Origin of the sequence: Mesorhizobium sp. M0715, assembly GCF_040320355.1 — a bacterium.
Classification (GTDB): Bacteria; Pseudomonadota; Alphaproteobacteria; order Rhizobiales; family Rhizobiaceae; genus Mesorhizobium.
Genome location: NZ_JAMYPL010000006.1, coordinates 188,356 through 208,228, shown reverse-complemented (window position 1 = coordinate 208,228; position 19,873 = coordinate 188,356). Strand labels below are relative to the sequence as shown.

17 protein-coding genes are annotated in these 19,873 nt (G+C 63.5%); 4 read left to right on the top strand and 13 right to left on the bottom strand.

Features of this window, described 5'->3' with window-relative positions; genetic code table 11:
- Nucleotides 1-26 precede the first annotated feature (26 nt).
- The 3 genes from NKI21_RS10125 to NKI21_RS10115 form a co-directional block, all read right to left on the bottom strand.
- Nucleotides 27-1,013 carry a Tim44 domain-containing protein gene (locus NKI21_RS10125; RefSeq protein WP_352440080.1) on the bottom strand — a complete coding sequence of 329 codons (987 nt, stop codon included), beginning with the start codon at nt 1,011-1,013 and terminating at the stop codon, nt 27-29.
- A 68-nt stretch (nt 1,014-1,081) separates the two neighbouring features.
- Complete coding sequence (locus NKI21_RS10120; protein ID WP_023808853.1) at nt 1,082-1,381, bottom strand: TFIIB-type zinc ribbon-containing protein; 300 nt, start codon at nt 1,379-1,381, stop codon at nt 1,082-1,084.
- A gap of 194 nt (nt 1,382-1,575) precedes the next feature.
- Nucleotides 1,576-2,565 carry a zinc-dependent alcohol dehydrogenase family protein gene (locus NKI21_RS10115; RefSeq protein ID WP_352440079.1) on the bottom strand — a complete coding sequence of 330 codons (990 nt, stop codon included), beginning with the start codon at nt 2,563-2,565 and terminating at the stop codon, nt 1,576-1,578.
- Between the two features lie 102 nt (nt 2,566-2,667).
- On the opposite strand from NKI21_RS10115, the gene NKI21_RS10110 reads away from it, so the two are divergent.
- A complete protein-coding gene (locus tag NKI21_RS10110; RefSeq protein WP_352440078.1) occupies nt 2,668-3,570 on the top strand; it encodes a LysR family transcriptional regulator in 903 nt (300 codons plus the stop codon).
- Nucleotides 3,571-3,589: 19 nt separating this feature from the next.
- Here NKI21_RS10110 and NKI21_RS10105 read toward each other — a convergent pair whose 3' ends face one another.
- The 7 genes from NKI21_RS10105 to NKI21_RS10075 form a co-directional block, all read right to left on the bottom strand.
- Nucleotides 3,590-5,617 carry a CocE/NonD family hydrolase gene (locus tag NKI21_RS10105; protein WP_352440077.1) on the bottom strand — a complete coding sequence of 676 codons (2,028 nt, stop codon included), beginning with the start codon at nt 5,615-5,617 and terminating at the stop codon, nt 3,590-3,592.
- Nucleotides 5,618-5,666: 49 nt separating this feature from the next.
- Nucleotides 5,667-6,644 carry an ABC transporter ATP-binding protein gene (locus NKI21_RS10100; RefSeq protein ID WP_023808849.1) on the bottom strand — a complete coding sequence of 326 codons (978 nt, stop codon included), beginning with the start codon at nt 6,642-6,644 and terminating at the stop codon, nt 5,667-5,669.
- Nucleotides 6,641-7,624, bottom strand: coding sequence for an ABC transporter ATP-binding protein (locus NKI21_RS10095; protein WP_023808848.1), 984 nt, complete (start codon nt 7,622-7,624; stop codon nt 6,641-6,643). The genes NKI21_RS10100 and NKI21_RS10095 overlap by 4 nt, the downstream gene beginning before the upstream one ends.
- Entirely contained in the window at nt 7,621-8,460 is an 840-nt protein-coding gene (locus NKI21_RS10090; protein ID WP_031212293.1) for an ABC transporter permease, read from the bottom strand. Before NKI21_RS10090 ends, NKI21_RS10095 begins: the two co-directional genes overlap by 4 nt.
- Nucleotides 8,461-8,488: 28 nt before the next feature.
- Entirely contained in the window at nt 8,489-9,436 is a 948-nt protein-coding gene (locus NKI21_RS10085) for an ABC transporter permease (protein WP_352440076.1), read from the bottom strand.
- 52 nt (nt 9,437-9,488) lie between these two features.
- The gene (locus NKI21_RS10080; RefSeq protein WP_352440075.1) at nt 9,489-11,048 is read right to left on the bottom strand and encodes an ABC transporter substrate-binding protein; all 1,560 of its coding nucleotides are present in this window, start codon (nt 11,046-11,048) and stop codon (nt 9,489-9,491) included.
- 310 nt (nt 11,049-11,358) lie between these two features.
- Nucleotides 11,359-12,351: a dipeptidase gene (locus tag NKI21_RS10075; RefSeq protein WP_023808844.1), complete on the bottom strand. Its 993-nt coding sequence runs from the start codon at nt 12,349-12,351 to the stop codon at nt 11,359-11,361.
- A gap of 196 nt (nt 12,352-12,547) precedes the next feature.
- Between NKI21_RS10075 and NKI21_RS10070 the strand changes: the two genes are divergently transcribed.
- Nucleotides 12,548-13,819, top strand: a complete 1,272-nt coding sequence (locus tag NKI21_RS10070; protein WP_023808843.1) for an NAD(P)/FAD-dependent oxidoreductase — start codon at nt 12,548-12,550, stop codon at nt 13,817-13,819.
- A 2-nt stretch (nt 13,820-13,821) separates the two neighbouring features.
- Here NKI21_RS10070 and NKI21_RS10065 read toward each other — a convergent pair whose 3' ends face one another.
- On the bottom strand, nt 13,822-14,715 hold the full coding sequence (locus tag NKI21_RS10065) for a LysR family transcriptional regulator (RefSeq protein WP_352440074.1): 894 nt from the start codon (nt 14,713-14,715) through the stop codon (nt 13,822-13,824).
- Between the two features lie 128 nt (nt 14,716-14,843).
- Here NKI21_RS10065 and NKI21_RS10060 point away from each other — a divergent pair, with 128 nt between their 5' ends.
- Together NKI21_RS10060 and NKI21_RS10055 are read left to right on the top strand one after the other, a co-directional pair.
- The gene (locus NKI21_RS10060) at nt 14,844-16,181 is read left to right on the top strand and encodes an aromatic ring-hydroxylating oxygenase subunit alpha (RefSeq protein ID WP_023808841.1); all 1,338 of its coding nucleotides are present in this window, start codon (nt 14,844-14,846) and stop codon (nt 16,179-16,181) included.
- Nucleotides 16,182-16,267: 86 nt separating this feature from the next.
- Entirely contained in the window at nt 16,268-17,914 is a 1,647-nt protein-coding gene (locus tag NKI21_RS10055; protein ID WP_128302363.1) for an acetolactate synthase large subunit, read from the top strand.
- Between the two features lie 44 nt (nt 17,915-17,958).
- Here NKI21_RS10055 and NKI21_RS10050 read toward each other — a convergent pair whose 3' ends face one another.
- Together NKI21_RS10050 and NKI21_RS10045 are read right to left on the bottom strand one after the other, a co-directional pair.
- Entirely contained in the window at nt 17,959-19,128 is a 1,170-nt protein-coding gene (locus NKI21_RS10050) for a substrate-binding protein (protein ID WP_023808839.1), read from the bottom strand.
- 42 nt (nt 19,129-19,170) lie between these two features.
- Entirely contained in the window at nt 19,171-19,872 is a 702-nt protein-coding gene (locus NKI21_RS10045; protein ID WP_023808838.1) for an ABC transporter ATP-binding protein, read from the bottom strand.
- Between the last annotated feature and the right edge of the window lies 1 nt (nt 19,873).

The window sequence follows — 19,873 nt, the reverse complement described above, 5'->3', positions numbered from 1 at the left end:
AAGCCTTGGACAAAATCGCCCTGGGCTCAAGCCTGTTGTATCGCCGATAGCTTCCAACTGGAGCCATTCTCACGCACGAATGTCCACAGCTCGGTCGTCTCTGTCGGATGATCATCGTCGCCCGCGACGACCTTGCCGCTGGCCCGTTCGCGCATCACGTCACGAGACTCGTAGCGCAATGCGGCCGTGGCGTAGTCGTGGTCATCCTCACGCCAGCTTTCAGCGACGTCGGCCTGCAGCAACGTGACGTCCGTTACCTCGTTCCTGAGACCTTTCTGGGCATTGTCGGCCAGCTCTTCCGACAGATAGGACACCATTTCGGGGGTAACAGCCCGGCGCAGAGCGGCATGGTCTTCGCGCCCGAATGCTTCCTGGACATCGGTCAACAGCTGCTGGAATGCGTCGAGGTCGGTCTGAGCCAGCGTGATCTCATCAGAACCGATGGCCGGAGAGCTTCCGCCCGAAACACCGCCAAAGCCAGGAATTGTGAAGGAGCCTGCAGTCTGCTGCCCTGCCGTTGCGCGGTTCTCAAATCTCGAAGCCTGGGCATTGCCGACACCGGCGAGCGCTGGCGCAGGACCACGCGCCGATTGCGAGCGGAAGAAGCGGATAGCCAGCATGATCGTGCCACCGATGAGCAGGGCCTGAAGCAGGAAACCGAACATGCCGGCCAGGCCGCCGAAGCCTTGGCCGACGAGCAGGCCGATCAGGCCGCCGAGCAGCAGGCCGCGCATCATCGTTCCACCGAAACCGCTCATGAAGCCGGGCCTCTGCGGGCCGGCCTGCGGCTGCTGGGCCGCGTTGTTCGCACCGGTGTTGGGCGTCATCGAACGCTCGACTGGAGCGGTCGGGGCCGGTGCGGTCCTGGTCGGCGGTGCCGATTGGAACGTGCGCATGCCACGACTGCCGAAACTGCCGCCGCGGCGCGCCTCGGCATGGTCTATCGCAACCATCGAAAACGCCAGGAACAGTCCTGCAAAGAGGGCTGCAAATCGGCTTGTACGGGAAGTCATCGGAGATGAACCTTTGTCTCTGCGGTTTCGGAAGTTTTCAGCCGCCGCCGGGTGCCGGCGTCATGCGGTCAATCGAACAACTCTTCGAAAAATGATTTCTTCCGCTTCGGATAGCGGTGGCCGTGGGAGCGGGAATAATCGTCGTCGCGGCCCTGGCCGTGTTGCGGCTGGGAGAATGCTGCCGGCTGTGGCTGCGGCGCGGGCGCCGCTTCCCTGCCGGAACGCTCGATGATTTTGTCGAGTTCTCCCCGATCAAGCCAGACGCCGCGGCACTGCGGACAGTAGTCGATTTCGATACCCTGGCGTTCGCTCATCACGAGCGCAACGCGGCAGGAGGGGCAAGTCATGCCAAGAAGAGAAGATGTCATACGGGGCTCCAAACCGAAAAAGATTGAGCCCGCTTGACCGAAAACATGGAAAGGGGCCCGTTAAAGCGGTCCGACATCACGATCGCCAAAAGCGATAGTCAGAGGGGCCCGGCCCGCGTGAGACAGTTAGGAATGCAACTCGGCGCCTTCAAGAGCGATATCGCCCCCAGGAACGATTTGTTTGTCAACTCCGCTCAAATCATCACCACGATTTTGCCGAACTGCTCGTTTGATTCCAGATGCCGATGCGCTTCGACGATCTGGTCGAACGCAAAGGTCCGGTCGATGATCGGTCTTAGTGCCCCACTCTGCAGGCCTTCGACGATGAACGCCTTGGCGGCCTCCAGCTTTACCGGGTTACCGGTGATCTGGTGCACGAGGTAGCCGCGCAGTGTCAGCGTCTTGCTCAGCACCGCTGGCAGCGGGAATGGCGTCGGCGCGTGGCTCAGTCCGCCATATTCGATGAGGATGCCGCTATGCGACATGGCCGCCGTCAGCGGCTCGAAGATCGGGCCGCCGACCGCATCAAACACGACGCGCACGCCTCGCGGCCCGGCGATCTGGTTCAATCGCGCCGCCAGATCCTCCTCCGTCGAGGCCACGACGTCGGCCGCGCCGGCCTCGAGCAGCGCCCGCATCTTCGCCGATGTCCGCGTCACCGCGATCGCGGTCGCGCCGACCTTGTTGGCGATCTGGATCGCCGCAAGCCCGACACTGCTCGATGCTGCTGTGATGACGACGGCGTCTCCGCTGTGCAGCCCGGCGATGTCGATCAGCGCGCCATAAGCGGTGAGATATTGCATCCAGACCGCCGCTGCCGTTTGCCAGTCAAGCGACTGCGGATGCTTGACGATAAGTCGGGCGGGGTAGGTGGCAAGATCGCCATAGGCCGGCCAGCGGATCATCGATTGCGGCGGGATGACACTGACGCTGTCACCTGGCGCGAAATCCTTCACGCCGTCGCCAATAGTCTCGACGACACCCGCCGCTTCAAGACCAAGCCCCGCCGGGAGCGTCGGCGTCTCGATATAGGCGCCCGCGCGCAGCAGCGCTTCGGCGCGATTGAGGCCGAGTGCCTTGACCCGGATTTGAACTTCGCCCGGCCCCGGTGGGGAAAGCGCGACATCCTCGATGCGCAGAACCTCCGGGCCACCATGCTGGTGAAAGCGAACTACGCGTGTCATTCGGGATACTCCAAATCATCTGAACCGAATGAGCTATGCAGCTAGGCTTGCCGGGGATAAATGGCTGTAAGGGAAGAACAGTAGAAACCAGGAGTTTTGAATATGGATCGGCTTGAGAGCATGTCCGTGTTCGTCAGGGCCGTCGACCTCGGCTCGTTCGCAGCCGCCGCAGTCGCACTCGATCTGTCCGGACCAATGGTTGGCAAGCATGTGCGGTTCCTCGAGGAGCGGCTGGGCGTGCGGCTGCTCAACCGGACCACGCGGCGGCAGAGCCTGACCGACTTCGGGCGCGCCTACTATGAACGCTGCCGGGTGGTGCTGGCCGAGGCCGAAGCCGCCGATGCGCTCGCCGCCGACCAGTTCTCCGAACCACGTGGAAAACTGCGGGTCACCATGCCGGCGCATTTCGGCCGCCATTGCGTTGCACCCGTGCTGCTGCGGCTGGCGCGGCAATATCCGATGCTGGAGCTCGACCTGTCGCTCACCGACCGCTTCGCCGATCTTGCCGAAGACGGATACGATCTCGCCATTCGGACCGGTGCTCTGGGCGACAAGGCGGGGTTGATCGCACGCCGCGTCGCGCGCCAGGACATGGTCGTCTGCGCCGCACCCTCCTATCTCAGAATTCATGACGAGCCGCAGCGTATCGAAGACTTCGCTGATCATCAGGCGATTGTCTACCGCCGGCTCGGCCAAGTCGTTCAGCCGTGGCTGTTTGCGCGCGAGGGGCAATCCGTACAGGAGATTACGCCAACCGGGCGGCTGCGGCTCGACGATCTCGATGCCATCGCCGATGCGGCTGTTGAGAGCATGGGGCTTGCCTGGCTGCCCTGGTGGCTGGTGCGCGAGCGCATTGAAGCCGGCGCGCTGGTCGCACTGTTGCCGGACCAGCCGCGATATCTCTACGACTGCCATGCCCTTTGGCTGCAGACGCCGCATCTGCCGCTGAAGGTGCGGCTGGCCGTCGATGCGCTGGCTGCCGCCTTGCCGAGATCGATGGCCTGATTGCCAATCGCAGCCGCTTTCAGTTGAGGTCGCGCGGATACTCCTTGACCTCACTGCGATCGACGACCACTTCATCTCCCTCATGGGCAGTGATGTGGGTCTCGATCCGCCAGACATCGCGCAGCGCGCGCACGGTCGCTTTCACCGAAAGGCGCGCCTGCCAGTCGCCGCGGCCATAGGACTTTTCCCAGGTGCAGGTGCCGACCGCCGAGTTCGGATCGTCGGGGTGGATGGTGAACCGGTCGACATGCCTCGCCGCAACGGTCATCTGCGTATGTGGATGCCGCACCGTGCCGCCATCATTGACGACCTGATAAACGGTCTCGCCGGTGTCCTGGTCCGTCGAAACCGAGCGCCGGAAGCCGTCGCCCTTGGCCAGAACCTCCTGCTCCATCGGCACAGCGCTTTCCGGAGCCAGGAAAGCCCCCAGCGTGTCGTCCAGCTTCTGCGGTGGGCGCACCGGCAGGATCAGCCGGCTGTCGCCGCAATGGATCGACAGCGTCGCCTGCTCGGCGGTCGGGAAGACGATGGGCCAATGCGATGTCGCCAGTGCCAGCCGGATACGCTCGCCAACCTCGAAACGCTGCCCGCAGCAGCGCAGCTTGATGCGCACCGTTTCCGCCTGGCCCGGCACCATGGGTGCGATGTCCAGATCATCGTTGCGATGGCTCAGGTTGAGGATGCCATAGCTGATGCGCGAGGCAGCACCTTCAGGGAACACTTGCGACAGCGTGGCGGACAGAAGGGCGACGGGCTTGTCAGAGGAGAGCCTGACCTCGAATTCGGGGAAACCAAGGATCTCGATGGCTTCGGTCAACGGCGCGGTCTCGAAGATCAGGGCATTGCCTTCCTCCGTGCGCTGGTCGACCGGCAAAGTCGGCATGACGCCATAACCGCACCAGGCGCCGGACGACAGGCCGGCCGTCTGCGGCGACGAAATCTCCAGGATCGTATCTTCGCCCCTGGCCTCGCTCAGCACATGCGGCGCAAGGTTCAGCACCTTTTCGCCAACGCCTGGTCCCGGCCACGCCGGCTCCGCCACCCAGCGGCCGGGCCGCTCGTCATAGATCGCCGCCGGCCGTGCGGGGTCCTGAATCCAGGCGCGCAGCATCGGCTCGTCGGCAATGCCGGTGTCGATGCCCTTGAGATATTGATCCCACCAGCGCAGGCACTCCTGCAGGAAGCCGATACGCGGGCCGGGCATGGCGAAGTGCGGATATTTGTGGCCCCAGGGTCCGATCAGGCCCTTGCGAGGACCGCTCAGTTTTTCCAGCATCCGGAAGATCGGATTGGGATAGCCGTCGGCCCAGCCGCCGACGGCATAGACCGGGATTTCGACATCGGAATAGTCCTCGCAGATCGAGCCGTGCTTGTAGAAATCGTCGCGGCGCTGGTGTTCGAACCAGTCCTGCATCCAGATGCCGTTGCCGTTCAGCCGTTGCTCCCAAAGATCGCGCCAGCGATCGCCGACAATGAACGGGTCGGGCGGGGTCATGGCGATGGCCCAGGCGGTGGTTCCCCACATCAGATTGTCGCACATCATGGCGCCGCCGAGATAATGCACGTCATCATTGTAGCGATCATCCGTGGAGCACAGCGAGACAACCGCTTTCAATGCTGGCGGTCGCCGCGCGGCGACCTGAAGCCCGTTGAAGCCGCCCCAGCTGATGCCGATCATGCCGACACTACCCGAGCACCAGGATTGCCGGGCCAGCCATTCGATGACCGCCAGACAGTCATCCTGCTCCTGCTTCAGATACTCACCCTTGCACAATCCCTCGCTGTCGCCTGAGCCGCGCATGTCGACCCGCACGCCGGCATAGCCGTGACCGGCAAAATAGGGATGCGTCAGCGCATCGCGCTCCACCGTTCCGTCGCGCTTGCGGTAGGGCAAATATTCGAGGATCGCCGGCACCGGATCGGCCTCCGCGTCTTCCGGCAGCCAGACACGCGCCGCCAGCTTGACGCCGTCAGGCATCGGAATCCACAAATTCTCGATCTCGCGGATTTTGCGCGGGAAATCGGTGACGACGCGGATATCTTGCATGGCGGCTCCTCTCGACGCCCCGGCCGACAACTTGCGCCGGTGGCGATCCTTATGTGTTCAGCGGGAAATGGCAGGTCAGGCGGCCGTTTCCGACCGCGACCGGGATGGGGACATCCACCGCGCAGCAGCGCTGGGCCTGCGGACAGCGTGTGTGAAATTCGCAGCCTGAAGGGCGCGCCAGCAGGGAGGGAACGTCGGCCGGCAGCGTGATGCGCTGGTGCACCCGATCTGGGTCCGGCTCGGGATTGGCGGACAGAAGGGCCGCCGTATAGGGATGATGCGGCGCGCGGAAGATCGCTTCGGTTTCACCCTGCTCGACGAAGCGCCCGAGATACATCACCGCCATGCGGTCGGCGATCTGGCGCACGACATGCAGATTGTGGGTGATGATCAGCATCGACAGGCCCATTCGGTCGCGCAGGTCGTTGAGCAGGTTCAGCACCTCTCCCTGCACGGAGACGTCGAGGCCGGCGGTCGGCTCGTCGGCGACGACCAGCACCGGGTCCAGAGCGATCGCCCGCGCCACACCGACGCGGCGCGCTTGGCCGCCGGAAAGCTGGTGCGGGTAGCGGTCGGCGAAATCGCGCGGCAGCCCGACCAGCGCAAGAAGCCGTGTGACTTCGGCGTTGAGATCGCGATCGGACAAGCCGTGAATGACGAAAGGCTCAGACAGCAGCGAGCGCACGCTGAGCCGTGGTGACAGCGATCCCACAGGATCCTGGAACATCATCGGCATGCGCCGCCGCACCGGTTTCATGGCGGTGTTAGACAGGCCTTGCAGTTCCTGCCCTTCAAACAGGATCGTGCCCGCCTTCACCGGCTGAAGACCGTTGAGCGTGCGCGCCAGCGTCGTCTTGCCCGAGCCGGATTCGCCGACCAGCGCGAAGGTGCTGCCTCGTTGAAGCGTGAAGCTGACGCCGGAGACCGCTTCGATCTCGGTGGCCCGCCCCGCGAGCCTGGCGGACAGGCCGCCAGCGCGGAACGCGACGCGCAAATCATTGACGCTGAGCAGGTCTTCGGAGCTCATGCGTTCATCGCTCCCAAGGGAATGTCCGCATGCCAGCAGTGGGCGATGTGAGACCCACCGAGGACTGCGCTGGGAGGCGTCGTCAGGCATTGGGCGTCGGCGCGATCGCAGCGCGGCTGGAAGACGCAGCCGCTCGGCCGGCGGCGCAAATCCGGCAAGGTCCCGGCAATGGTCGGCAGGCGAGCAACCCGCTGCGACAGCCGGGCGGGATCGCAAGCCAAAAGCTTCTGCGTGTAGGGATGACGCGCATCGTGGAATATCTCGCGGGTCGTGCCGCTCTCCACTACTTCGCCGGCATACATCACGATCATCTCGTCGCAGAGTTCGGCAATCACGCCCAGATGATGCGAGATGAACAGCACCGAGCAGCCGATGTCGCGCTGCAGATCCTTGAGCAGTTCGATGGTGGCCACCTCCAGCGTCGCATCGAGTGCCGTCGTCGGCTCGTCGGCGATCAGCAGCGCCGGCTCCATCATCAGCGCCATCGCAATGGCGATGCGCTGCTTCATGCCGCCGGAGAACTCGTGTGGAAACTGCGTCAGCCGGCTTCCCGGATCGGGAATGCGAACCTTGCGCAGCATGGCGACGGAGCGTGCATCCTTGTCCCGCTTCGACAGACCCGAGCGATACTGAATGTCGCGCATCTGCCGCCCCACCGACAGCACCGGGTTGAGCGCGCCCATCGGATCCTGGAACACAGTGGCGATCCTGAGGCCACGCAGGCCGCGCATCGCGGTCGGGTCGAGCCGGGCAAGGTCCTTGTCGCCCTCGAAGATGATCTCGCCCGATGTGATTTCACCATTGTCGGCGAGCAGGCCGAGAATGGCGTTGATGAGCGTCGATTTCCCGCAGCCGGATTCGCCGACCACGCCGACGCTGCGGTTGGCCGGCACGCAAAAACTCACCTGCTTCAGCGCCTCCAGTCGCCCGGCCTCGGTGTGGAAGGCGACGCTCAGATCCTTGACCTCGAGAACCGTCATGAGCGTCCCTTCAGCCTGGGATCGAAGAGGTCGCGTAGCGTCTCGCCGAAGAAGGTGAAGCCGAGCGTGGTCAGCACGATCGGCAGGCCGCCGGCAATCACGATCCAGTAGGAATCGCGGATGTTGGCGAAGCCGTCATTGAGGATCGCACCCCAGCTCGGCGTCGGCGGCCGCACGCCGAGCCCGAGGAAGCTCATGCCCGCCTCGATCGCCACCACCACGGGAATGTCCATCGAGATCAGGATCAGGATCGGGCCGATGATGTTGGGCAGGATATGGACACGCAGGATGCGGCCGGCGCTTGCCCCCATCGAGCGCGCCGCCATGACGTGTTCGGCCGATTTGAGCACCAGCGTCTGGGTTCGGATGATGCGCGCATAACCCGGCACATTGACCAGCATCACCACCAGCACCACCGCGTAGAGCGAGGGGCCGAACAGGGTGACCAGCGTCAGCGCCAGCATAACGGTGGGAAAGCTCTTCACGGCGTCGAAGATCAGCAGCAGCACATTGTCGAGCCAGCGCGGCCCATAGCCTGCGATCAGCCCTAGCACGACGCCGACAACCAGCGACACCGCTGTCGCGCCCAGCGCGATCAAAAGCGCGACGCGTCCGCCATAGAGCACCCGGGTGAGAAGATCGCGGCCGAGATGGTCGGTGCCGAGCAGATGCAGGAGGCTCGGCGAAGCGAAGCGTTCGGCCGGCGATATCTTGCTCGGCGCATAGCTGGTCAGGAGGCTGGCGAAGACCGCCGACAGCACCACGACCGTCACCAGCGTCAGGCCGATCGCGCCGAGCGGCTCGCGCATGATGCGGCGCAAGGTGCGCCATATCATGCCGAGACGGAAGCTGCGGGATGGCAGCTCAGTTGAAACTTGATCTGACACGGGGATCCAAGATACCGACGAGGATGTCGGCTGCTACGTTGACGAGAACGAAGAAGACCGTGGTGACCAGCACGGCTCCGGAGACGATGGGATAGTTGCGCACCGAGATCGCCTCATAGACCAGCTTGCCGATGCCGGGACGGGCAAAGACGATTTCGGCGAAGACGGAAGACGACAGCATGTGGCCGATGCCGACGCCGAGCAAGGTGATCGTCGGCAGCACGGCGATGCGGAGGGCGTAGGTGTAGACGATCCTGTGCTCGGTCAGGCCGAAGGCGCGCGCCGTGCGGATATGGCTGGCTTCCAGCGTCTCCAGCATCGAGGCGCGCACCATGCGCGAGATATAGCCGATCCAGCCAAGGCCAACCGCCAGCGACGGCAAGATGAGGTGCTGGAGCTGGCTGGCGAGGTCGCCCGGTTCGCCGGCGCCGATCGCCGGCAGCCATTGCAGGGCGACCGCAAACACCAGCAGCGAATAGATGGCGACGACGAAGGACGGCACGGCGATCATCGCCACCGACAGCACCCCGATCACCTGATCGACAAAGCCGCCGCGCCGCACCGCCGCGATGCAGCCAAGCGGAATGCCGAGCGCCACCGACCACGTGATGCCGCCGACCACCAGCGCCAGCGTGAACGGAAGCTGTTCCATCACCACGTCCAGAACTGGCCGATCTGACAGCACCTCTGTGCCGAGATCGCCGCGCAGGACCGATCCGTAGAAATGTAGGAACTGCCGCCACACCGGCTGATCGAGGCCCATGCGTACGCGCAGCGCCTCCATCATCTCCGGCGTCGCGCGCGGCCCCAGCGCAACGGAGGCCGGGTCGCCGGGAATGAGGTAAACCATGGCGAACATCATCATCATGGCCACGCTGATGATGATGGCGCCAAGCCACAGACGCTTGAGGGCGTAGCGGATCATTTCCAGTACCTGTCGGACGGTCTTTGGCGGGGACGAGCCCCGCCCGCCGATATCATGCGGGTTTGAAGTCGGTGAACACGGGTTCGCCGTTCGGCTTCAGGCCGGCCACAAGCGTATATCGATTCATGATGCCGGTGACCTCATGCGTCAGGAAAACGTAGTTGCCGTTCTCCTCCATCAGGTCCTGCAGCTTCTTGTAGATGACATCGCGTTTTGCCGGGTCGAGCTCGACCATGCCTTCGGCATTGAGCTTGTCGAATTCCTCGCTGGAAAACCGCTCCCAGTTCCAGACACCGATCTGGTCGCGGGTAAACCAGGCAGTGGCCCAGCTCGGATCCGGCTGCATGGAGAAGCGGCTGATGATCATCTGCAGCTTTTTGTAGTAGTCGCCTTCCTTGGCGCCCAGCGTCCAGAAGGTGCCGCTGTCGTTCTGCTTGATCTCCACAGTGAGGCCGACATCCTGCAGGTTCGACTGCACGACCTGCGCCGCGGTCAGGCGCTCGGTCTTGTTGAGGATGTCGAGCGTGATCGTCGCGCCGGCCAGTCCTTCCTTGGCGATCATGTCGCGGGCGCGGTCCGGATCGAAATCGAACAGGTTCTTCTCGCGATGGCCGGGCAGGCCGGGCGCGATGATGCCGGTGGCGGTGGCGGCGGCGCCGAAATAGGCGGCATCGACCACCGCCTTGCGGTCCACGGCGTACTGAACCGCGCGGCGCATGTTCGGATTGTTGAAAGGCGCGACATCCTGGTTCATGCCAAGCCAGACAAAGGCCAGCGACGGCTTCTCGACCACGGTCGTCTTTGGCGGCGGTGTCTGCTTCAGGCGCGAGATCGAGGAGACCGCGGTCCAGGTGTAATCCAGGTCGCCGGCCTCATAGCCGAGTTCGGCGGTCTTCTCATCCTCGATCGGATGGATGTGGATCTCCGCGAAGGCACCTTGCTCGTACTTCCAGTCGGGATTGCGCACCAGCACCGTGCGCTGCTTGGGCAGCCATTCCTTCAGGATGTAGGGCCCCGACTGGGCCACCGGCTTGACACCCATCTTGCCACCGAGCTCGGTGATGGCGCGCTTCGACAGGATGGTGCCGGAAGGCGTCGGCAAGGTCGACGTCCACAGCGGCGCGAAGGCCTGCTTCAGGTGGATCAGCCCCGACAGCTTGTCCTTGACTTCGACCTCTTTGAGCGTCGCCCAGTCGCCGGAGTAGGGGCTCTTGTTGGCGGGATCGGCGATGCGTTCGATCGAAAACTTGACGTCTTCGGCCGTCATCTGGCCGTAGCCATCGGTGAAGCCGATATTGTCGCGCAGCTGGAAGGCGACGGTCAGCGGATCGAGCTGCTTGATCGTCTCCGCCGCCATCGGCCGCCAGCCCCAGCTGTCGCCCGGCGTGGTGACGACGAGGCCGGCGAAGATGACGCTGGTGATGTCGCCTTCGGGTGCCGCCAGCCGGAAGCAAGGGTCGAGCGTCTGGATGTCGGCGTAGGAGCGCACCTTGAGGATCGGCCCGTCGCTCGACCAGGAAACTTTTGGATTGACCATTGAGGCGAGGCCGAAAGCGCCGGCTCCGGCGAGCAGGCTGCGGCGCGAAACCCTGGTGTCGGCTAGAATGGACATGCTCTACCCCTCTGCTGTTTTCGTTGTCTTGTTTCCGGCCGTTGGCCATTCTCCAAGCCGGGCCGAATGTGTCTGTCAGCTAAAACTGCTAATAATAGACATGTATGTCTAGCGAAAATTTTGCCGGCATGTCCGAATCTTGAATACGGACGATCTTGCGGGAAATATCGACATCTGTTCCGACCGCGCCAGCGCGTCGGCTTGGGCCCTACGCGGGCTAAATGTGATCGCCCACACGGCGCGGCTTGGCCCGCCATTCGGTGGGGCCTGGATCAAGAGCTGTAGCGGACATGCGCCTCTCCGCGGCCGATCACTTCCAGATTTCGGCCGCCAGGCGCACGAAATTGCCGCCCAGGACGTTGCGCACGGTCTGCTCGGACTGGCCGCGGCGCAGAAGCACATCGGTCAGTTCGCTCATCTGGCCGGGAGCCGCGTAGGTCGTCGCCCCTTCCGGATACTCGCTCCTGGGCCAGAATTGCGGGTTGTCGGAAATGATACGGTCGATGCCTTTGATGTCGACGGGGAAGGCGTAGTCCAGCCCGATGCCGACATGATCTGGGCCAGCCAGATCGACAAGATATTCGATGTGGTCGGCCAACCTGTCCGAGTCCGTGCGTCCCTCTCCCAGGAAACGATTGAGCCCGACGATCGCGACGATGCCGCCGGTGCGCGCGCAGGCCTTTATCTGCTCGTCGGTGATGTTGCGGCCATGGCCGCACAAGGCCTTGGCGTTGGAGTGCGAGAAGATCACCGGCCGGTTGGAATATTCCATCACCTCCATCGAGGTGCGATAGCCGGTGTGGGTGACGTCGACGAACATGCCGAGACGGTTCATCTCGTCGATGACCTGGCGGCCGAACGCCGTCAGGCTGGTCTCGACATCGTGGCAACCGCCGCCGGCGAGGTTGTTCCTGTTGTAGGCAAACAAGATCTGGCGCACACCCAGATGGTGATAGAACTCCACCATTTCGATGCGGCCGTCGAGCGCGTTCATGCCCTCGACGTCGAAGGTGATTGCCAGTTTGCCCTCAAGCTTTGCCTTGCGGATTTCCTCTACCGAGGAGACCAGCGTGTAGTGCTCGGGATTGGCAAGGATCCAGTGGCGGAAATTTGCGAGCGTCCGCACTGTCTGCTCCCAGGGCAACAGGTCGAAGCCGACATCAATCGACAGATAGTCGATGCCGGCGTCGCGCCAGATCTGCAGATTGTTCAGGTCCGCAGCCGGGTCCGGCATGAAGCCGGAATGCGCGTCCCATATGATTTCACTGTCGAAAATGGCCTTGGCGGCAGTCGAAACGCTCACTTTTTTCTCACTCTCTTGGCAACGCCAACACGACGGAAGGCCGGATCAAGCGGCGTTCCGGACGTGTGATCCAGATGCAGTACGCATCAAGTATCAGGCCACAGACACATGTGTCTATACAGCTCCGAACGGGCCTGTATGGTCGCCGTCGCTGCATGTCGCTCCGATCGGACCATCGGCAAAAGGGAGAACAAAGATGAGTTCAAACGGAAGCCATGGCGGGAGCGATAGCAGGCACATCGCGGTAATCGGCGGCGGCATCATCGGCTGCAGCGCGGCTTTCCATCTGCTGCGGTCCGGCGTGCGCCGGGTGACGGTCATCGATGCGGGTCAGCCGGGTGCCGCGACCACCAGCGCCGGCGCGGGATTTGTCTCGCATTGGTCTGCCGGCATGATTCCGCTTGGCGAAGAGGGTCTTCAGCTGCAGCAATATGGCCTCGATTTCTATCGCCGGCTGCACGAGGTCGGCGTCGAGATCGGCTATCGGCCGAACGGCACCTTGATCATGGCGCTGACCGAGGACGGGCGCGAGCGTTTTGTCCGCCCGGTGCTGGACTCTTCCTATGCCCCGACGGAAATGCAGGATCTGAACGCCGCGCAGATCGGCCAGAAGATGCAAGGTCTCATCGATCCGGCGCGGGTCCATTCGGCGGCCTACAATCCGCATGGCATCCAGCTCGACACCAAGCTGGCAATGGGTGTGCTGACCGGCCAGATCAGCGAGCTGGGCGGCGTATTCCGCAGCAACACACGCGTGACGGCCGTCCATGATGCCGACGACCGGGTGGCGATCGAGACCGATCAGGGCAGCCTTGAGGCTGACGGCGTGATCGTTGCCGCTGGCGCATGGGACAACCAGATCATATCGGGCCTCGGCTGGAAGTTGCCGCTGCTGCGGGTCGTCGCGACACGCATCGTCACCGATGATCGCGGGCTGCCGTCGACCATCCCCACCGTCCAGTGCCGCGAATTGCGGCTGTGGCTGCGCGAGACATTCGGGGCCGTCATGTGGGGAACCGGCCGGCACTACAAACCCCTGTACAAAACAAATGACAGCGAAATCGAACCCGGCCAACCGCACAATCTCGAACTGATGCAGGAGACATTCGAGCAGGAGCTTGCCGAGCTGCAGACGGTGTTCCCGCCGCTGCGCGGTTCGACGATCGCGAGTTGGGCGCAAGGTGTGCCGTGCTACACGCCCGACAACGGTCTTATCGTCGGCAAGGTCCCCGGCAGCGACAATATCGTGGTCGTCGGCGGCGATAATGAGAGCGGCGTCACCCATGGGCCGGGTCTTGGCCGGCTCTCCTGCGAACTGGTCCTCGGGCAGACCCCATTCGTTTCCGCGGAGCGGTTCCGTGTCGATCGCTACGCCTCCGATGCCTTCAAGTCGGAAGCAGAGATCGAGGCCGCCATGCCGGCCTGGGGCGCGCGTCATGAGGCGTCGCGATTTGGCCGCGAGGCTTGATGTCAGCAGTCGTCGACGCTGCCGAGCAGCGCCTGCGCCACCGCCCTGACCACCGGGCCGGCATTCTTCCTCGTGACGATGTGGAAGGAGCCGGCGTGACGACGCGAGGTCTTCGTCAGCCGGACGAGCTGGCCGCGGCGCAGATGCTCGTCGGCAAACCCGGCCCAGGCGAGCGCGGCGCCGCGCCCGGCGATGGTTTCGTGGATCATCGACATGTAGCCCGTGAACCGAGGTCCATCGAGTTTCCGGTCGGTTCCGATCCACGATTGCCAGCTGTCGATCGCGCCCGGCGGCGTCACCTGATGCAGCAGCGGCACTGCTATGAAAGCCTCTGGGTCTTCCGAGGCGAGCGCCGGATAACGCGCCAGGAACGCCGGTGCGCAGACCGGGAACCATTCACCGTCGAGCAGTTTTTCGGTCACGAATTCGGACCATTGCCCGGCTTCGCCGAAGCGGATCGACAGCGCCACTTCAGGCTGGTCGAAATCCCTGTAGTCGGTGGATGTCTGCAGCAGCACCCGGCCATCGGCAACCTGCGATGTGATGAGGCCGAAGCGCGGCATCAGCCATGCCTGCGCGAAGTCGTGGCTGCAGCCGACCACGAATGTATCGCTGTCGTGCGCGGTCAAATCCTCGACCGCTTGCCTGATGGTGCCGAGACCCTCGCGGATCGCTTCGGCTAGCGTGTTGCCGGCCCCGGTGACGGCGACGCGGTTGCCTTTGCGCGCGAACAGCTCGACCGACAGCTGGCGCTCGAGATTGGCGACGTGCCTGCTGACCGCCGATTGGGCGATGTTCAGCTCCTGAGCGGCCAACGTCAGCCCGCCATGCCTGGCGGCAGCCTCGAAGACGACCATGGCGTTCAGCAGGGGAAGCGATGTCTTGAGGGTTTTCACAATCCAAACCTGCCTTCATGCCTTTTCGATATGAAGGTCTATCATTTCTGTGTTTGCCGCAAGCCTTTCCGCATCGCACATTCCTATCGAAACGTCATCCTAACGCCAGCGAGCAGAAAGGTGTTGCAGTGCAGGCCTATACACCGAACAGCCAGCCTATCGACAGAAGCGAGACCGTCAGGCTGATCGACCGGCAACGTCCGGACTGGTCGCTGGAACAGGCCTTTTATGCCGACCCTACGATCTTCGCGCTGGAACGTGACTTGTGGTTTCCGCGCCAATGGATGCTTGTCGCCCATGCCAGCGAGGTCCCTGAAAAGGGCCGCTACATCGTGCGCCAGCTGTTCGACGAAGAGATCATCGTCGTGCGCTTCGGCGATGGCGAGGAGGACATCGCGGCCTACTACAATGTCTGCACCCATCGCGGCTCGCGGCTCTGCGCCAAGGATGGTCGCGGCAAGCTTCTGGTCTGCCCATATCATGCCTGGTCGTTCAGGCTGACCGGCAAATTGCAGTCGCGGCAGGACCTTCCTACAAGCGCCGATCCGGAAACGCTCGGCCTGCACCGGGTGCCCTGCAAGAGTTTCGGCGGCCTGGTATTCTGCGGCCTCGATGCCAAGTCGTTGCCCGACATCCAGCCTGTCGCGGACGGGCTGACCGGTGGCTTGCGCGAGAACGGCCTCGACCGCGCACGCATCGTTGCGCGCAGGAATTACCTGACCAAGGCGAACTGGAAGCTGGTGCTCGAGAACTTCCTTGAATGCTATCACTGCCGTCCGGCTCACCCCGAATATTACCGCGTCAACGGTCATGTCAAAGTGACCGCGACCCGCGATGCCGACAAGGCGGTCGAGTGGCAGAACGAAATCGAGGCCTGGCACAGCGTCATCGGCGATGCCGAGTTCCACAAGGGCGCGTGGCAGGCTGGCGACCTGGACACGATGCCGTTCGCCATGCACCGCAAGCCGATCGGCTCCGGCCGTAACACGCTGTCCAATACGGGCGAGGGGGTCTCGTGCCTGATGGGTGGTCGTCGTGCCTATGATGGCGGCGAAAGCGGCTTTCGCCTCGGACGCCTGTCGTTTGCAAGTGCTGCCAATGACTATGTCACGCTGTTCCAGATGATACCGCGCAACGCCATGGAAACAGACGTCATCCTGACTTGGCTCGTCGACAAGGATGCCGATAACGACGTCGACGCCGATGCGATCAGCTGGATGTGGGACATCACCACGGTGCAGGACAAGAAGATCACCGAAGACAATGCCGACGGCATCATGTCGCGCGCCTACCGGCCGGGGCCCTATACGCCGCTGGAAAGCCAGACCTCGTTCTTCGTGCAGACCTATCTGTCGGAACTGCGCTCGCTGATCACCGGCACGCGCGGCGCGACCGTCAGCCAATGGTCTGCGCCGAAGGAACTTTTCGCTTCGCCGAAAGCGGCGAGTTGCAACACGCGCCTCTGACCCGCGGCCGAAGATGCCTCTTTGAGGCGTCGCATTCCGATGCCATATGAAGGGGGGCCGACGGAATGTTGCGGGAGAGACAGTTTATGACCAAAGGTTCGGATCTGTTCGTCGCGGCCCTCGAGAACGAAGGGGTCGAACGGATTTTCGGCATTCCGGGCGAAGAAAATCTCGATATCGTCGAATCCATCCGCCGCTCCTCGATCCAGTTGATCCTGACCCGTCACGAGCAGGCAGCCGCTTTCATGGCCGCCACCTATGGCAGGCTTACCGGCAAGCCGGGTGTGTGTATCACCACGCTTGGCCCAGGCGCGCTCAACCTTTCGACCGGTTCGGCCTATGCGCTGCTCGGCGCGATGCCGATGATCATGATCACCGGCCAGAAGGGCATCCTGTCATCCCGGCAGGCGCGCTTTCAGATCGTCGACATCGTCGCGGCGATGAAGCCGCTGACCAAGCTGTCGCGCCAGATCGTCTCGCCGAAGATGATCCCCTCGCTGGTGCGCGAAGCTTTCCGTGTCGCCCAGGAAGAGCGTCCCGGTCCCGTACATCTGGAACTGCCGGAAGACATTGCGGCGGCCGAGTGCGAACCGATCGCGCTGGTGCCGACGCACCCGGTCGAACTGCCGCTGGCCAGTCCAGGCGCGCTTGATCGCGCCGCCCGTATGATCCTGGAAGCCAGGCGCCCGCTGCTGATGTTCGGCGCGGCGGCGTCGCGACCGCGCGTGACCCCCGACGTCGCGCAGTTCGTGCTGCGGACGCAAATTCCCTATTTCACCACGCAGATGGGCAAGGGCACCGTGCCCGGCGGCACGGAGCTCTATATGGGAACGGCAGCCCTTTCGGAGCGCGACTACGTGCACGAGGCCATCGAGCAGGCCGATCTGATCATCACCATCGGTCACGACACCGTGGAGAAGCCGCCCTTCATCATGGGGGCGAAGGGGCCGAAGGTCATTCATGTCGGCTACCAATCAGCCGATGTCGAGCAGGTCTATTTCCCGCAAGCCGAAATCGTCGGCGACCTCGGCCCTTCGCTGGCGCTGCTGGCCGACCGCATCGAGGGCAAGATCCCCAACGCGCAGGTCCTGCTGCCGCTGCGGGAAGGCATTCTGAGCCGGATCGCCGCGCGGGCCACCGAAGATCGCTTCACGCCGCAGCGCATCGTGCACGACGTGCGCGCCGTGATGCCGGCCGACGGGATCCTCGCCCTCGACAACGGCATGTACAAGATCTGGTTCGCGCGCAACTACCGGACGCGCATGGCAAACACGATCCTGCTCGACAATGCGCTGGCCACCATGGGCGCGGGCTTGCCGTCGGCGATGATGGCGGCACTGCTCTATCCGCAGCGCCGTGTCATGGCCATCTGCGGCGATGGCGGCTTCATGATGAACAGCCAGGAATTGGAGACCGCCGTCAGGCTCAAGCTCAACCTCGTCGTCCTGCTGCTCGAGGACCATGCCTATGGCATGATCCGCTGGAAGCAGGCGGTTGACGAATTTCCGGATTTCGGCATGACCTTCGGAAATCCCGATTTCGTCAAGTATGCCGAGGCTTATGGCGCCAAGGGAACCAGGGTTGCAGAGATCGCCGACTTGCGGCCGGCGCTGGAACAGGCCTTCACCGGCGGCGGCGTGCATCTCGTCGTTGTGCCTATCGACTATTCCGAAAACACCAGGGTGCTCGTCGACGAATTGCGCGAGCGTCTGCCTGCGCCGCAGACGCCCTGACGGCAGCGACAAAGCCGCCGTCAGGATTGCTTGGGCGGAAGACCCTACACCTTGCAGTAAGGCGTTACCGGCGCGATGGTGCCGAAATCCTTAGCGATCTCGTAGCCGATGCCGTCGGCCGCCGCCTTGCCTACATAGGAATGGCAGAGTGTGTGGTTGTTGGTGGCGTCGACGCGGATCTTGCCTTGCGGTGCGTCGAACTCGATCGACGGCAGCGCGGCCAATACATCGTCGTCCTTCAGCGATCCCGCCTTCTCCGCGGCCAGCGCGTAGAGATGCAGGCCGTTGTAGCCGGCCTCCCCGATGCCGTTGACCATCTTCTCCTGGCCGAATTTCTCACGGAAGCTGGAGATGAACTTTTTGTTGACCGGATTGTCCAGCGCCATCCAGTAGGGCTGCGGCGCATAGGTGCCGGCCGCAACGCCGGGCGGCAGCGCGTCCTTGTTGAAGACCTCGTCGAGCGGGGCGATCAGCGGCTGCTTGATGTCGAAGCTGCGATACTGCTTGAGCTGGGTGACGGCGTCGTTGCCGACCACCATCGACCAGACGACATCGGGCTTCAGCGACTTGATCTTCTGGAAGGCCGGGCCGAAATCTGTGGTCCCGAACGGATAGTAATCGGCGCCGATGATCTTGCCGCCGGCCTTCTCATAGGCCGCCGTGATCGCCTCGGTCATCTTCTGCGGCCAGGCATAGTCCGAAGCCATGACATAGATCGTCTTGCCGAGGTTCTCTGCCACCCATGGCATCATCGGGTCGACCTGCTGCATCGGGATCGGGCCGGTGGCGACGAAGTAGCGGTTGCATTCGCCGCCTTCGAAATTGGTCGGGTAGAAGAACAGCTTCTTGGCCTTCGAGGTGACCGACAGCGTGGCGCTGCGCTCAGGCGAAATGATCGTGCCCATGATCACGTCGACCTTGTCTTCGTTGATGAGCTTGCGCGCCTTGTCGATGGAGCCCTTGGTCGTGGTCTGGTTGTCCTCGATGATGAGTTCGACCTGGCGCCCGCCAATGCCGTTGGCGGCGTTGAGTTCGGCGGCGGCGAGCTTGTAGCAATTGAGCAACGTCTCGCCGAGAATCGCCTGCAGTCCGGTGATCGGGATCGACAGGCCGACCTTGACGGTGTCGGCGGCGCGCAGGATCGACGGCGCGCCGACTATGGCGAAGGCGGCGGCAGCGCCGCCCGATTTCAAGACAGTTCTTCTGCTTATCATTGTTGTGTTCCCTTCCAGTCCCAGGCGCGCCCCATGCACGCCTTACAAAGCCAACAGGTCCTTCAGCAGGGTCTCGTCGGCGAAGGTCTCAGGCGCACCTTCGTGGACGATCCTGCCCTTCTCCATCACCAGGCAGCGGTCCGATGCCTTGAGAACGAGATCGAGATTCTGCTCGACAAGAATGATCGCGATGCCGCGCTCGCGGGCGATGCGCGGCACCAGTTCGGCGATCGACTGCACGATGTTCGGCTGGATGCCTTCCGAGGGCTCGTCGAGCAGCAGCACCGAGGGCAGGCCGCAGAGCGCGCGGCCGATCGCCAGCATTTGCTGCTGGCCGCCCGAAAGCGTGCCGGCGACCTGCGCTTCGCGTTCGCGCAGGATTGGAAAATAGCCGAAGATGTCGGCCGGAATGCCGCCGTCGCCACGGTCCTTGGCAGCGCGGGTGCCGACCTCCAGGTTTTGCCGCACCGTCAGCTGGTTAAAGATCCCGCGCCCCTGCGGCACATGCGCGATGCCTGCGCGCGCACGGCGGAAAGCCGGCGCGTTGGTGAGATCCTTGTCTCCGAGAACCACCGCCCCGCCGCTTGCCCGCAAGCCGCCGGAGATGACGCGCAGCAGCGTTGTCTTGCCTGCGCCATTACGGCCGAGCAAGCCCACGACTTCGCCCAGCGCGACGCTGAGGTCGATGCCGTTCAGCACGGGGAGCAGACCGTAGCCGGCCGACACCGCCATTGTTCGCAGCATG

Coding starts and splice junctions, on each gene's coding strand:
- NKI21_RS10095 (WP_023808848.1), bottom strand. CDS start 7,624: ATGACGGTTCTCGAGGTCAAGGATCTGAGCGTCGCCTTCCACACCGAG.
- NKI21_RS10050 (WP_023808839.1), bottom strand. CDS start 19,128: ATGATAAGCAGAAGAACTGTCTTGAAATCGGGCGGCGCTGCCGCCGCC.
- NKI21_RS10085 (WP_352440076.1), bottom strand. CDS start 9,436: ATGATCCGCTACGCCCTCAAGCGTCTGTGGCTTGGCGCCATCATCATC.
- NKI21_RS10125 (WP_352440080.1), bottom strand. CDS start 1,013: ATGACTTCCCGTACAAGCCGATTTGCAGCCCTCTTTGCAGGACTGTTC.
- NKI21_RS10110 (WP_352440078.1), top strand. CDS start 2,668: ATGGATCGGCTTGAGAGCATGTCCGTGTTCGTCAGGGCCGTCGACCTC.
- NKI21_RS10100 (WP_023808849.1), bottom strand. CDS start 6,644: ATGAGCTCCGAAGACCTGCTCAGCGTCAATGATTTGCGCGTCGCGTTC.
- NKI21_RS10090 (WP_031212293.1), bottom strand. CDS start 8,460: ATGATATGGCGCACCTTGCGCCGCATCATGCGCGAGCCGCTCGGCGCG.
- NKI21_RS10105 (WP_352440077.1), bottom strand. CDS start 5,617: ATGCAAGATATCCGCGTCGTCACCGATTTCCCGCGCAAAATCCGCGAG.
- NKI21_RS10055 (WP_128302363.1), top strand. CDS start 16,268: ATGACCAAAGGTTCGGATCTGTTCGTCGCGGCCCTCGAGAACGAAGGG.
- NKI21_RS10070 (WP_023808843.1), top strand. CDS start 12,548: ATGAGTTCAAACGGAAGCCATGGCGGGAGCGATAGCAGGCACATCGCG.
- NKI21_RS10115 (WP_352440079.1), bottom strand. CDS start 2,565: ATGACACGCGTAGTTCGCTTTCACCAGCATGGTGGCCCGGAGGTTCTG.
- NKI21_RS10045 (WP_023808838.1), bottom strand. CDS start 19,872: ATGCTGCGAACAATGGCGGTGTCGGCCGGCTACGGTCTGCTCCCCGTG.
- NKI21_RS10080 (WP_352440075.1), bottom strand. CDS start 11,048: ATGTCCATTCTAGCCGACACCAGGGTTTCGCGCCGCAGCCTGCTCGCC.
- NKI21_RS10120 (WP_023808853.1), bottom strand. CDS start 1,381: ATGACATCTTCTCTTCTTGGCATGACTTGCCCCTCCTGCCGCGTTGCG.